At 44.3% G+C, this 14,280-nt stretch carries 9 protein-coding genes; 3 read left to right on the forward strand and 6 right to left on the reverse strand.

Annotation, left to right across the window (positions count from 1 at the left end):
• The coding region (locus QZ918_RS01645) for a hypothetical protein (RefSeq protein ID WP_293330288.1) at positions 1–282 on the forward strand (282 nt) is incomplete at its 5' end.
• Between the two features lie 731 nt (positions 283–1,013).
• A complete protein-coding gene (locus QZ918_RS01650; protein ID WP_293330292.1) occupies positions 1,014–6,023 on the forward strand; it encodes a PAS domain S-box protein in 5,010 nt (1,669 codons plus the stop codon).
• Between the two features lie 414 nt (positions 6,024–6,437).
• On the opposite strand, the gene QZ918_RS01655 is transcribed toward QZ918_RS01650, so the two are convergent.
• The 3 genes from QZ918_RS01655 to QZ918_RS01665 all read right to left on the reverse strand — a co-directional run bounded on the left by QZ918_RS01655 (position 6,438) and on the right by QZ918_RS01665 (position 9,294).
• Complete coding sequence (locus tag QZ918_RS01655; RefSeq protein ID WP_293330295.1) at positions 6,438–8,105, reverse strand: diguanylate cyclase domain-containing protein; 1,668 nt, start codon at positions 8,103–8,105, stop codon at positions 6,438–6,440.
• Between the two features lie 575 nt (positions 8,106–8,680).
• Positions 8,681–9,148, reverse strand: coding sequence for a response regulator (locus tag QZ918_RS01660; RefSeq protein WP_293330298.1), 468 nt, complete (start codon positions 9,146–9,148; stop codon positions 8,681–8,683).
• Entirely contained in the window at positions 9,145–9,294 is a 150-nt protein-coding gene (locus tag QZ918_RS01665) for a hypothetical protein (protein ID WP_293149999.1), read from the reverse strand. Before QZ918_RS01665 ends, QZ918_RS01660 begins: the two co-directional genes overlap by 4 nt.
• 9 nt (positions 9,295–9,303) lie before the next feature.
• On the opposite strand from QZ918_RS01665, the gene QZ918_RS01670 reads away from it, so the two are divergent.
• Entirely contained in the window at positions 9,304–9,471 is a 168-nt protein-coding gene (locus tag QZ918_RS01670; RefSeq protein WP_293330301.1) for a hypothetical protein, read from the forward strand.
• A 165-nt stretch (positions 9,472–9,636) separates the two neighbouring features.
• Here QZ918_RS01670 and QZ918_RS01675 read toward each other — a convergent pair whose 3' ends face one another.
• From QZ918_RS01675 to QZ918_RS01685, 3 genes are all read right to left on the reverse strand, one after another.
• The gene (locus QZ918_RS01675; protein WP_293330304.1) at positions 9,637–11,544 is read right to left on the reverse strand and encodes an ATP-binding protein; all 1,908 of its coding nucleotides are present in this window, start codon (positions 11,542–11,544) and stop codon (positions 9,637–9,639) included.
• A complete protein-coding gene (locus QZ918_RS01680; protein WP_293330307.1) occupies positions 11,545–13,482 on the reverse strand; it encodes a response regulator in 1,938 nt (645 codons plus the stop codon).
• A gap of 441 nt (positions 13,483–13,923) precedes the next feature.
• On the reverse strand, positions 13,924–14,121 hold the full coding sequence (locus tag QZ918_RS01685; RefSeq protein ID WP_293330310.1) for a hypothetical protein: 198 nt from the start codon (positions 14,119–14,121) through the stop codon (positions 13,924–13,926).
• Positions 14,122–14,280 lie beyond the last annotated feature (159 nt).

Raw genomic sequence — 14,280 nt, forward strand, 5'->3', positions numbered from 1 at the left:
GACTTTAGTCCTTCTTTATTAAAGGTTCGTAGTGAGGACTTTAGTCCTTCTTTATCAAGGGTTCGTAGTGAGGACTTTAGTCCTTCTTTATTAAAGGTTCGTAGTGAGGACTTTAGTCCTTCTTTATTAAAGGTTCGTAGTGAGGACTTTAGTCCTTCTTTATTAAAGGTTCGTAGTGAGGACTTTAGTCCTTCTTTATCAAGGGTTCGTAGTGAGGACTTTAGTCCTTCTTTATTAAAGGTTCGTAGTGAGGACTTTAGTCCTTCTTTATACAAAAGATAGGAATAAAGTTCTCACTACAAACTGGCGTTACTTGTCAGTAATTCAACCGAGACAATTTGATAGTATGTTCCGTAAATTCACTGTAACTGAGCTAGGTTCGCAGTCAGGAATGTAGTCCTTCTCCATCTGCGATGTTTTGCCCAGTCTCTTGCTATTTCCTTGCCAAAAGTTGTAAATTAAAATAGAGTAGATTTGCAAGATCGCTAAAACTACGATAAATTTGGGTAACCAGGTTTGGAGTGAGGCCGACAAATTGCAGCAAATAGCTCAATTATATAGTAACCGCCACATCGGCGCGGACGTAAATAACCTCATCAATAAAGCCTAGACTTGTTTATGCCTCAACGCTTTAATTCCCCTACTTAAATGTCAACTGTCCCAGGTCAACTGTCAAGGCATACAAATAAATCTCGGGCGTCTGCAAGCACTCAGCCACCCTACAGCCTGCGGTTCAAGTTTCCCAAAAATGATGCCATTCCCTCAAAAGAATGCAACTCGCCGTACTCTCAACCATGAGAGTCATCCACTATTTCCAATTATTCAATTTTTTAAATTTTTAATATAAAATGATAGGAGCTAGGTAGCTGCATCCGCAGCAGTTTTTATTGGATAAATAAAAGTAGCAAACTGATATCGCTCGAAAAAAATAATGCAACTTTAGACAAGCGCGAAACCCGACACTCATCAGTAATTCCCAAATCTAAAATCTAAAATCTAAAATCTAAAATGGTATGACCTCTGTTCTTGAATCAACTTTAACGCCTGCTTGCTTGAAAGTTCTTTTAGTAGAAGACTGTGCCCAAGATGCAGCACTAATTCAAGAACTGCTGTCCGACGATCGCGAACTGAGAGTATCAATTGAGACAACCAATGTAGTTCGCATCGGGGAAGCGATAGAAATTTTAAGCAGCGATGTTTTTGATGTAATTTTATTAGATTTAACCCTCCCTGATAGCCCAAAATTTAATACTTTCTTCCGCCTCCAAGATGGCGGAATCAATATTCCGATCGTCATTTTGATAGGGGCGGATGAAGAAGAATTGGCTGTCAATTTAATTGCCGCCGGCGCTCAAGATTATCTGGTGAAAAAAGAATTAGACAGCCGACTGCTGGTGCGGACGATCGAGTGCGCGATCGCCCGCCAGAAGCGACAAGCAGAATGGCAAAAAAGTCAAGGAAAATACCCCCAGGTTTTTGACAAGATCAAAGAAGTAGTTTTTGAAACAAATATTGCGGGCAATTGGACTTTTCTCAATCCTGCTTGGACGAAAATTACCGGATTTACGGTTGATGAAAGTTTAGGAAATTTCTGTTTGAGTTACATTCATGTTGACGACCAACACCAATATTTAAATTCCTCTAAAAATCTGACCGAAAATCAAGAAATATCCTGTTGCTATCAAATTCGATATCTTACCAAAAATGGCGAAATTCGCTGGGTAGAAGTTCAGGAATTTTTGATTTTTGGCAAAAACGGCGCGGCGCAGGGAACTACTGGGACTATTAACGATATTACGGATAAAATTTTAGCCAGAGAGGAAGCGGAAGCTAATAAATCTTTTTTGAATTATACGATCGATGCAGTTGCGGATCCAATTTTTGTCAAAGATGAACAGCACCGCTGGATACTGTTAAATGATGCTTTTTGCAAGCTGATAGGCAAGCAGCGCGAGGAACTGCTAGGTAAATCGGATTACGATTTTTTTCCCAAAGAAGAAGCTGATTTTTTTTGGGAGAAAGACGAACAAGTGTTTGGAACTGGGGAAGAAAACAACAGCGAGGAAATATTTACGGATGCGAGCGGTGCTAAGCACATTCTTTCTACAAAAAAAACCGTATTTAAAAATACTGACGGCAGTAAAATACTCGTCGGAATAATTCGAGAGGTAACAGAGGATAAGCGGAAACTATTAGCACTGCAAGAAACCCAAGCTAGACTCCAGCAAATTGCTGCCAATTTGCCGGGAGTAATTTATCAATTTCGCTTCTCAAGCGACGGCAAACAATGTTTTCCTTACATTTCTTCTGGCAGCCGCGATTTATATGAATTGGAACCTGAAGATATTCAGGAAAATTCGGAACTTATGTTCAGTTGCATTCATCCAGACGACCTCCCAAAAATTCAAGAATCTATTGTTTATTCTGCGGCAAATATGGAGCCGTGGCAGCAGGAATGGCGCGCGATTATGCGGTCTGGAAAACTTAAATGGATGCGAGGTGTTTCGAGACCGGAACGAGTTAATTTGACGACGCTCATAGGGTCCGAAGGCGATATTGTTTGGGAAGGGATGATACTGGATATTACTGATTTAAAAGAGACGGAAGCGGCTTTGCGGGAGAGCGAAGCAAGATTTCGATCGCTAATTGAGAATATTCCGGGCGCTATCTGTCGCAATTTATACGATGCTGATTGGACGATGGTGTTTGTGAGTGACGAACTTGAGGCAATTAGCGGCTATGCTGCTGGGGATTTTATTCACAACAACCGCTTGAGTTTTGCTAGCATCATCCATAAGGCAGACAGGGAAATGCTCGATCGACAAATCAGAGCGGCGGTAGACTCGAAACAGCCGTATCATGTAGAATACCGGATTGTGCGTGCTGACAGGTCGGTGCGCTGGGTGTCCCAAAGGGGTAGGGCGACTTACAATCCAGAAGGGTTGGTTTTGTGGCTTGACGGAGCGATTTTTGATATTACCGATCGCAAAAACGCCGAATATACCCTGTGTTTGGTAACTCAAGCTGTAGACAGTGCTAGCGATGCGATCGCGATCGCAGATTTAGACGGCTATTCAATTTATCACAATCAAGCATTTATTCAACGCTACGGCTATACAGTTGAGGAACTAAATAATGCCGGTGGCCCAGCAGTAATGTACGCCAAATCTCAAGAGTTAAGAAAATTATTTAAAGTCCTGCGGAAAGGTTTGTCATGGAGCAATGAAATTGCACTCAGGGCTCAAAACGGCGAAATTATCGAAACTCAATTGCGAGCTGACTGCATTAAAGATAGCGCCAGCAAACCAATAGGAATGATGGCAATCATTGCTGACCTTACAGACTTAAAACGCGCCGAATCAGCCTTAAAATTCAGTCAAGAGCGATTGCAGTTAGCGGTTTCAGGCAGCTCTTTGGGGCTGTGGGATTGGAATATAGCTACTGGCGAAACTTATTTCGACTCGCAGTGGAAATCAATGCTCGGTTACGCAGACACTGAAATTGACAACAACTTTCAAGGTTGGGAAAATTTGCTGCATCCCGAAGACAGAATCAGAGCAAGAGAATCTTTAAATTTATATTTTGAAGGTGGCATCGAGATCTATGAATTTGAATTTAGGCTCCTCAACAAAGCCGGAAATTGGCAGTGGATTTTGGGGATGGGCAAAGTAGTCGAGTACGACGAATGGGGTGCGCCATTGCGGATGACGGGTACTCACAAAGATATCAGCGCCCGCGTTGAAGCCGAAGCCGAAAAAACGCAGTTAATCGCATCTCTACAAGAACTTGCCGACCAATTGCAATATGCACAAGAAATTGGCCGCATGGGAAATTGGGAATTCGACATAGATACCGGTCTTGTTAATTGGTCTACCGAAGTGTTTCGCATTTACTGTAGAGAATTTAATTGGCAGCCGACAATGACACAAATTTTAGAGCAAATTCATCCCGATGATAAGGAAAGCGTTACAGAAGCTTTGCAAAAGGCGGTGAATGAAGGGATAGCTTTCGACATCGACCACCGCATATATTGTCCACCAGCAGAAATCCGGCACGTTAACTGTAAAGGACAAGCTGTTAAAAATGACTTCGGTCAGGTGGTGCGACTGTTTGGCACGGAAATCGATATTACCGATCGCAAAAAAGCAGAAATTGCTTTGCAAGAAAGCGAACAGCGATTTCGGGCTGTATTTGAACAAGCGGCGATCGGGATTGTTAAAGTGTCGCCCGAAGGTAGTTTCTTGAATGCAAATCAAGGCTTCTGCAAGATTATCGGATACTCAGAATTGGAACTAAAACTGCGAAATGTTTGGGAAATTTCTCACCCCGAAGATGTAGAAGCAGATGTCGAGTCTGCCCAAAGACTGTTAGCTGGGGAAATTTTGAATTATTCACTTGAGAAACGCTTTGTGCACAAAGACGGTTCATTTGTTTGGGCTAATGTGACTGTATCTTTAGTGCGGGACGGGTTTGGGGAACCAAGCTACGGAATTGCTGTGATTGAAGATATTAATCACCGCAAACTTGCCGAGTCTATCTTGCGCCAGCAATTAAAACAAGAACGCTTGGTGGTAGGGATGCTGGAACGCATTCGCTCTTCTCTAAATTTAGAAGAAATCTTGACAAAAGCTGTTGCTGAAGTACGACATTTTCTGCAAACAGACCGGACAATTATTTATCGGTTTAATCCCGATTGGAGCGGTTTTGTAGCAGTTGAGGCGGTGGGTGAAAATTGGCGGTCGCTTCAGGGAATAAGTATTAACGATTCTTGCTTTAAAGACAGCTATGGTTCTGCTTACCAAAACGGTCGCACTGTAGCTGTGGATGATATTTATAAAGCTGGTCTTTCTGAGTGCTACATTAATTTATTAGCTCAATTTCAGGTGCGAGCTAATTTGGTAGTGCCGATTTTGCAAGGTGAGAAGTTGTGGGGCTTGTTGATTGCTCACGAGTGCGCTGGCTGCCGCCAATGGCTAAAAATTGAGGTGGAGTGTCTCAAACAAATTAGCGTGCAGTTAGCAATCGCGATCCAGCAATCGACGCTTTTTGAGCAAGCACAAACTGAAATTGCCGATCGCAGACAAGCGGAGTCAGCTTTGCAGGAATCGGAAGCGCGCGAACGTTCAAAAGCGCGAGAGTTGGAAGCAGCTATTAACAAACTCAGAACCACTCAAGCTCAGCTCGTTCAAAATGAAAAAATGGTGAGTTTGGGTCAGTTAGTTGCTGGTGTCGCTCACGAAATTAATAACCCAGTTAGCTTTATTCACGGCAATCTCAGTCCGGCTCGCCGTTACAGTTTAGATTTGTTGGAATTGATTAAAATTTATCAAGATTACTGTCCTAATCCTCCGGCTCAAGTGTTAGATAAACTCAATGAAATAGACTTGGATTATATTGCTGACGATTTCCCGAAATTGTTTACTTCTATGCAAGTAGGAACCGAGCGAATTGTCGAAATTGTCAAATCATTACGCAATTTTTCCCGGTTGGACGAGTCTGCTGGTAAGTCGGCGAACATTCACGAGGGAATTGACAGCACTTTGATGATTTTGCAAAATCGCTTGAAATCTCACAGCAGCCGTCCGGGGATTCAGATTGTTAAAGATTACCAGTTATTGCCGCAAGTTGAATGTTTTCCGGGCGAGTTGAATCAGGTATTTATGAATATTTTGATTAATGCGATCGATGCTTTGGAGGAACGGGACAAGGGGCGGACGATCGAGGAGTGCGATCGACATCCCAGTACGATCGCGATTCGGACTTATGAGGCTGCTGCGGGCTTCGTAGCGGTATCTATTGCGGACAACGGCGGGGGGATACCGGAGCCAGTGCGATCGAGGCTGTTTGACCCGTTTTTCACGACTAAGCCTGTGGGCAAGGGTACGGGCTTGGGACTGTCGATTTCTCACTCGATTGTAGTCGATCGCCACGGTGGCAGATTGACCTGTATTTCGACACTGGGAGAGGGATCGGAGTTTTTGATTGAAATTCCCGTGCGATCGAATTTAGCGAATACAAACTAAAATTTGGGAGATTTGGTAATACTAATTTTATAGTGCAATACGGTTGACTTAAGAAGGATCTGACTTGCCAAAAAATCCTGTACTGCCTATAAAATCGTCAGATGAACTTCCCCAAAAAGTGTTAAGTAAACCGTATTGTTTTATAGTGGTCATTCATGTAACTGGATCAGATATCAACCCAAAAACCCCGGCGGTTGGAAACCGCGTCTACACAAACAAAACCTGCCTCCGCAGGTTCAAGAGTCGTAGCGTAGCGGGGCGTAAGCCATCGCATATTTCTCTCGAATTCCATATTTCTTAGTCCGCCTCCGCAGGTTGAAGAGTCACTCGCACATTTCTCTCAAATTCCATATTTCTTAGTCCGCAGAGGCGGACATCGTTTGTGTAGATGCGGTTTCCAACCGCCCAGCATTTCTACAAACCGAGAGCGGTTAAAGGGGAAGATTCCGGCTTGCTGGCGTGACAAATACGATTTTTGCCTTCGGTTTTGGCTTGATAAAGGGCGCTGTCAGCGCTGCGAATTAGGCTGTCAGGAGATTGCTGGGCAGAAGGAATCGCTGTGGCAATTCCGCAACTGACGGTAACGTAGGAACCGATCGACGATCGCGCGTGGGGCACTTGCAAGCTGGCAATGCGATCGCAAATTTTCCGGGCGACAATGTTTGCCCCTTCAGCGCTGGTGTTGGGCAGCACTATGGCAAATTCTTCGCCGCCGTAGCGGGCCGGCAAATCCCCAGCCCGCTTGGCACAAGAGGCGATCGCCCTGGCAACTTGGCGCAAACAATCGTCGCCGCCGAGGTGCCCGTAAAAGTCGTTATAAAGTTTAAAAAAGTCGATGTCAAACATAATTAAAGACAGCGGCAGTTCCTCTCTTGCCAATCTGCGCCACTCTAACATCAAAACGCGATCGAACTGGCGGCGGTTGGCAATGCCCGTCAGTCCGTCAGTCGTGGCCAGTTCCTGCAATTTTTGATTGGCTATTGCTAGCTGGCGGTAAAGTTGAGATTGTTCGATCGCGATCGCTACTTGATTCGCCAAGTGCTGTAAAAAATCTATTTCCCACTGCTGCCATTCCCTCGTCTCGCTGCAATTGTATGCTGTCAGCATTCCCCACAAATTATTGCGATTTTCTCTCTCTAAATCCGGCGCACTTTTTCCCTGTGCCTGCGGTTTGCCAACAGCCGGCAGCGAGAGATAATTTTCGGCTGCATATTGATTTTTTTCGGCTTCCCAAACAGTGCCTTCTAGTCTTTGGTTTGCCGTTTCCCAGTCGCCCGATTGCCAAATTGGCACGCTTAAAACTGCTGCAATTTCACAATCTGCCAGCAATTCTTTGCAACTCCCAGACAATGCGGCAGTGTTGACATCTGCTATTGCTTGTACAGACTGGGATTCAACCAAAACTAAACATGACACCGCCAAAGCAGCATTAATATTTTGGTTTTCAATATAACCGTCTGGCAAACCGTCACCTGCGACGATCGCACCTTTTTGCTCTTCCCCGTCAAATTGAGACGCCCAATCCTGACAGCGATAAATTAAAACCCGGTCTGTTTTGAGAAATTGGCGCACTTCTGCTACGGTACTTTGAAGAATGCTTGCCGCGTCTATTGACGATCGAATATGTTCGATCATTTGTCCCAACAGCCGCTCTCGGATCGCCTGCTGTCGCAATTGTTCTTCGACTTGCTGGCGTTCGATCGCGTAATGGATTGCTCGCACCAGCAGAGTTCTCTGAAATCTTCCCTTTACCAAACAATCTTGAGCGCCCGATCGCAATACCGACAGCGCCGTATTCTCATCATTGCTATCCGTCAGCACCACAACTGGCACTGTGGGCGATCGGGCTTTCAAGACGGCGAGATCCTCGCTTCCCCCCAAGCCGTCTGACACTGACAAGTCTAATAGTACGGCGTCAAACTTTTCTGCTTCCAGACACGCGAGTCCCCTCTCTAGAGATGTAACAGTTTGGAGGCGAAACAGAGCATCGCTGAATGACCCTAAAAGATCTTCGATCAGCGTCGCATCTGCGAGGTCATCCTCAACCAACAAAATTTTCAGACATTGGTTACGTGTTAACACAACTATAGCGTTTGGAGCAGGTTTAAGGAAAGTTTTTGTTTTGAGAGCGATACGGGCGATCGGCACTAAACAACAATAATATCTTCTAGCGGCGGGTTGAACCCGGATGTTTAACTAGCAGGCCGTGGAGCCTTGCTCTCACCCAACCTCCCCATCAGCCTGTTTATTTGTACCTACCTACTTATTTGCTTATTTGCGATCGGGCTATTTATTCCCCGAATATCCCCTAAATCCCCCTTAAGAAGCGGAACTTCGATCGGATTCTTATCCCCACCTTTTTAAGGGCAGTTAGGCAGGATCTGCCTTAATAGAATCGTATTGCAGCAATATGTCGGTCTATCAAATTCAGTTTAGCAGAAATAATTGGTTGAAAGCCGAAATCCTTTTAGGAACAAGTTAAAAGAAGACTATTCATTACTCCAATCCTCTTCCTTTTAAGTAGAGGTCGCCCTCTTGCGGTCAACTGTCAACTGTCAACTGTCAACTATCAACTGTCAACTATCAACTATCAACTGTCAACTGTCAACTGTCAACTGTCAACTGTCAACTGAAACTATCTAGCCATCAATTAAAGCTTACAGATCGGGGGGCGGGAGCGAAACGATTTCAAACCAATACTGGCATAAAATCTTCATTACTTCCACCAATCCTTGAAAAGTGACTGGTTTAGATATGAAAGAATTCGCACCCAAGCGGTAGCAAAGCAAGATATCTCCGCTGCGGTGCGACGTTGTGAGAATCACCACCGGAATTTGTTGAAACTGGGGGTCATATCTGATCGAAGTTAGTGCTTCTCGCCCGTCAAGCCTCGGCATATTCAGATCCAAAAGTATCAGGTCTGGTCGATGCCAATTGCTGCCACCAGCATATTGACGGCGACGGTACAAATAGTCTAGCACTTGTTCTCCATTTTCCACAAATTCGCTTCTGATTGGTAATCGAACTTCTCGCAGTGCTTCCTCCACCAAAAAGCGCGTGTCCTCGTCATCGTTTGCTATTAAAATAGTAAATTTTTTCTTTTCATTTTTCTTTGGATAATTCACAGCTTGGCCTCACGACTAACTAATTTTGTGAGGTAGCGGGACTTGAAGCGGTTTGCGATCGCCTGCAAAGCATCTGTTGCCACGACGATCTGGCAAATCTGGCCCATAACACTGAATTTGTGTTGCAGCAATTGGCGGTTTTGCATAATTCGCAAATGTTTGTCACTAATCTTTGTTTCACTTGGCAGTCTCTCCGAGCACCGGCAAACGGCAAAGACATCAGAAATGCTTGTCCGCAAATTACTACTAAAACTACTGCATCCCAAAGCCAGATGATCTGGATACAGTGGAAACAAACTGACAAGTCTGGCGCACACCGCTGATTTTTAAGTTGTATAGAGATCGAGCTAATATCATTATACTGAACGATTTTTAGCTTGATGTCATCAGTGAATATGCTAAAATTTATGAGTATTTGTGTAAAAAATGATAAAAATATTTATAGTTTAACTAAATGACTGCTGACCGATCCAAGCAGAATGCTGATTTCACGGTGCAACAGGAACAGAAAAATAAAAAGTCGAGCCTCGACCGGGTGCTGATTCTACCCAAAGCCGGCCGCCATGCCGCTCGACAATTCTCAGACAAATCGCTAAACCGATACCTGTTCCCGAATACTCTTTTTGGGTGTGCAAGCGCTGAAAAATCTGAAAAATTCGTGGATGGTGCTGTTCGGGAATGCCAATACCGTTGTCCTGCACCGCAAACACCCAGTTATCTCCCTGACGCGCAGCGCCCACCTGTACCACCGGCGCCTCGCTGGTACGGTATTTAATGGCATTGCCAATTAAATTTTGAAACAGTTGCAACAGTTGAAAACAGTCACCTCTTACCATTGGCAAATCGCCCCTAGTTACAGTAGCTTGATGCTTGCGGATTGCCAACTGCAAATTAGCGCAAGCATCCTCAAAAACCTGATTGCAATTTATCAGCTCAAAAGGTTTCTGACTGCGGCCCACTCGCGAATACTCCAGCAAGTCATCAATCAGCGCCTGCATCCGCACGCAAGAATTAACAATATTGCCGACAAATTTATTCCCCTGGGCATCAAGTTGGTTTTGATAGCGCCGTTCTAATAGTTGAGCGTAGCCTGCAATCGTGCCCAAAGGTGCTTGCAAATCGTGAGAAGCCACGTAGGCAAACTGTTCTAATTCGGCATTAGAACGAGTCAGTTCTTCAGCATAACGGGTTTGAGTTTCTAAACTCGCTTGCAGCAATTCTTGTACCAGCTTGCGCTCGGAAACATCCTCGATCGCACAAATCAAATATTGCGCGGTTCCCTCAGCATCGCGCATTACCGAAACAGTAACATTCGCCCAGCACACTTCCCGATCTTTGCAGATCAAACGCTTTTCCCGAGAAAAAGTTTGAATTTCCCCGGATAACAGCAACCGCACGTATTCTCTGCCAGCTTCGATGTCATCAGGGTGAGTAATTGCCTGCCAATCAAGCTGCAACAATTCCGATTCTGCATAGCGGACAATTTGGCAAAAGCCGGGATTTACTCGCAAAAATTCACCTAAAAGTGTGGTTTTAGCGATGCCGACTGCTGCTTGCTCAAATATCGCGCGGAAACGTTCTTCACTTTCTCGCAGGGCAATTTCTCCTCGTTTGCGATCGGTGATATTGCGAAATGTTACTGCCAGACCGTCGTTTAATTTGACCGCGACAATGTGCAGCCAAGCACTTGTCTCTGAATTGTGTTCGTAATAAAATTCTTGGTCTAAAATTTCTCCGGTTTCTACGACAGAAACGTACAAATCAAATAATCCATTATTCCGAACCTCGGGAATTTCTGCCAACAAATGATTGCCAACGATCGCATTTAATGGCCGACCAGAAATATTGTTGGCAGCAGGGTTGACTAACAACCACAGGAAATCTACAATCTTTCCCTGACTGTTGCGGACGGCAGAATAAGCCACCACACCATCTAAGGAACTATTTAAGATGCTAGCAAGCAGCGACTGCGACTGTTGCAGTTCAGTGTTTTGCTCTTTTAGTTGCTGTTGCAGTTTTTGCAAGCAGACTTGCTTGTCGATGCGCGCTAAAACTTCTTCTACTTGAAATGGCTTGAGAATATAGTCGGCGCCGCCCACTCGAAAAGCTTGTAATTTATCATTAATCTCATCTAATACACTTAAAAAAATCACCGGAATTTGTTCGGTTTCCGGTGTAGCTTTCAGTCTCCGACAAACTTCATAACCGTTCATTTCCGGCATTCTGATGTCGAGCAAAATTAAATCGGGGCAATGGGCGATCGCAGCCTTCAACGCCAGTTTACCGCAAATAGCCCGACAAACTTGATACCCCTGGGCAGTTAGCAGCTCGGATAAGAACCGCAGATTGCTCGGTTGGTCGTCAACCACCAATACTTTAATTTCACTATGCTCCATTTATTTTAAAATAGATTGAGTTAAATCCATTATCCTGTCGAGTCGGTAATCTGCCAGCAAATCTTTTAAGGCCTCAGCTAACGTTGGATGAGTTTCCGAAATGCGATCGACAATTTGAATCGCCAGATCTTCATCAACATCATTAACTGCGTCGTAGAGTTCCTGCACCCAACTTCGAGGCATCTGGGCGAGCAGCGGCGAGAAAAATGAATCTGGTTTTTCGCTCACAAAATAACGCCGTAAAGCCCCGATAGGGAGCGCGGGCCATTCTTGATAGATATAGCGCACTCCCAAGTAAGAAGCCATCTTATCAAAGAGCATTTGCTCTTGAAAAGGTTTCCGCACAAAATCGTCGCAACCTGCGGCAAGAATTTCGCCTTTTTTTTCCTCAAAGGTGCTAGCAGTCAGAGCAATAATTACAGTTCGACGCTCAGATGGTTTCTCTTTAGCTCTAATTTGTCTGACGGCTTCAAAACCGTTCATTACAGGCATTCGCGTATCCAGCCAAATTAAATCAGGGTGCCAACTTTCCCAAAGTTCAACAGCTTGGAGGCCGTTTTCCGCTTCTCGGACTTCAAAACCAATTGGTTGCAGCATTTTCACCAGCAGCAGCCGATTTTCTTGATTGTCGTCAACTGCTAAAATCCGATAAACCGGTTGATCTGGTTGTAGTGCGATCGCCCGCTGCAATGTCGCCACTGTTATTTCAGACGAAGTAGCGGGAAATACTCGGATATTAAATTTAAAAATGGTTCCCTCACCTAAAACACTGTCTACCTCAATATCTCCGCCCATGATCTCTACATATTTTTTAGTGATTGTCAAACCCAATCCCGTACCGTCAGCCGCTTGTTTGCCAGCTTCTGTTTGCACGAAAGCCTCAAATAACTTGTCAATTTCTGCTGTTGCTATGCCAACTCCCGTGTCTTCAACTTCAAACAAAATAAAATAGGAATCGTCCGAATTAGAATTAGGATCCACCTCCGATTTTGCAGGCTGCTGGTTGGCTTGCACGCTCGCGCGCAGCCAAATATTACCGCAATTTGGTGTAAATTTTATGGCATTTCCCAGCAAATTAATTAAACATACGCGCAGCTTTTTTTCATCAGTTTTGATGTATTGGGGAACATTCGGCTGCACGGAAAATCTTAGTTGCAAATTTTTGGTTTCAGCTTTGATTTGAAACATCTCTTCGAGAGTGTCGAGAACTTGATAAAGGTCAAAGCTGCGTTCATCTAAGCCAATGATCCCAGCTTCTATTTTGGACAAGTCTAAAACATCGTTAATTAATTCCAGCAAATGTTGACCGCTGCGGTTGATAATTCGGAGATTTTCAATATTTTCGTGGCTGAGCAAAGAGTCGCGGCTCATGACTTGGGTAAAACCCAGGATGGCGTTCAGGGGAGTCCGCAATTCGTGGCTCATGTTGGCAACGAATTGACTTTTTGCTAGGGATGCAGCGGCTGCGGCTTCTTCGGCTTTTTTGCGTTCTATTATTTCTTGTTGCAGTTCTGTATTGCGATCCATCAATTGTTTTTTCAGTCTTTGGATGGTCAGTTGATGTTCGATTCTCGCTAAAACTTCTGCTACATGAAATGGTTTGGTTATAAAATCTACCCCTCCTACTTTAAAGGCGGTTACTTTGTCTAATACTTCATCTAAAGCGCTAATAAAAATAACTGGAATTTCTGATGTTTTCGGATCGACCTTGAGCTGCGTGCAGACTTCATAGCCGTCCATTTCTGGCATTTTTATGTCGAGCAAAATCAAGTCTGGAGAACCTGAACGCGCGGCTCTGATTGCCATTTTGCCGTTGATTACGCCCCGGACTTTGTAGCCGCGATCCGACAGCGTTGCTGATAAAACTTGCAAATTTTCGGGAGTGTCGTCAACAATTAATATGTTGCCTTTATTATTGTGTGTTTGAGTGGTGGTCATTGATGGTATTTTTGTTAAATTTATAATTGCTGAAATTATGAAAACCAATTAAATCGTCATAAAAAATCGGTAAGTGGGAAAGGAGCGAGTCTTTAGACCTGAGAGGAAAACGACTCGGCGATTTCAATCGCCTTGAATCCCCTTTCGGGGTTAGAGGGGTATGGTTGCCCCTCTGTGGAGATATGGTTGTCTCCGAATCCCTTTCGGGTAATGTTCGCCTCGACCTGGTTATAAAGGCTTGTTAGACCTGCAACACTGTTTCAGTGACTTTAAAACTATTTAATTGCAGATGACAGAGCGGAAAACTGGCGTCGCATTCTCCGGTGTCGTGACCTAAATAACGTCTCCTCGACAAGAGGGGTCTGGTCAGAACAGCTTGCAATTTCTTACAAGCTCAGTGGCTTGAGCCCTGAGTTCCTGACTATAGCACTCGCTCCAGCATCAACTACTTCTATATTTACAGAACTTACCTACAAAAAACCGAGAAACCGGGTTTTTCAACCAAGATAGAGAGCCTTCAACAGTTGACAGTTGATAGTTGACAGAAGGAGAGCGACCTCTACCTAGAAAGAAGAGGATTGGAGTAATGAATAGTCTGATTTTAATTTCTCCCTCGAAGGCGGGCGGGCTTTCAACCAATTCTTTCTGGTAATACGATTTTAGATTTTAGATGGGGAATGAATGATTCTATAAGGGTTTGGAGCGCTGGCAAAGCAGTTGCTTTTTTTGTGTAACTGGTATAACGAGATATTTTCGTTATAAGACCCAGTTTCTTCGTCCACCTTTATACTGATTTAA

Source organism: Microcoleus sp. CAWBG58 (assembly GCF_020883045.1).
GTDB lineage: Bacteria > Cyanobacteriota > Cyanobacteriia > Cyanobacteriales > Microcoleaceae > Microcoleus.

Bases quoted from the DNA above. Each gene is read 5' to 3' on its own strand.
- QZ918_RS01665 (WP_293149999.1), bottom strand. From the start codon at position 9,294: ATGCAAAACCGCCAATTGCTGCAACACAAATTCAGTGTTATGGGCCAG.
- QZ918_RS01675 (WP_293330304.1), bottom strand. From the start codon at position 11,544: ATGGAGCATAGTGAAATTAAAGTATTGGTGGTTGACGACCAACCGAGC.
- QZ918_RS01680 (WP_293330307.1), bottom strand. From the start codon at position 13,482: ATGACCACCACTCAAACACACAATAATAAAGGCAACATATTAATTGTT.
- QZ918_RS01650 (WP_293330292.1), top strand. From the start codon at position 1,014: ATGACCTCTGTTCTTGAATCAACTTTAACGCCTGCTTGCTTGAAAGTT.
- QZ918_RS01670 (WP_293330301.1), top strand. From the start codon at position 9,304: ATGTTTGTCACTAATCTTTGTTTCACTTGGCAGTCTCTCCGAGCACCG.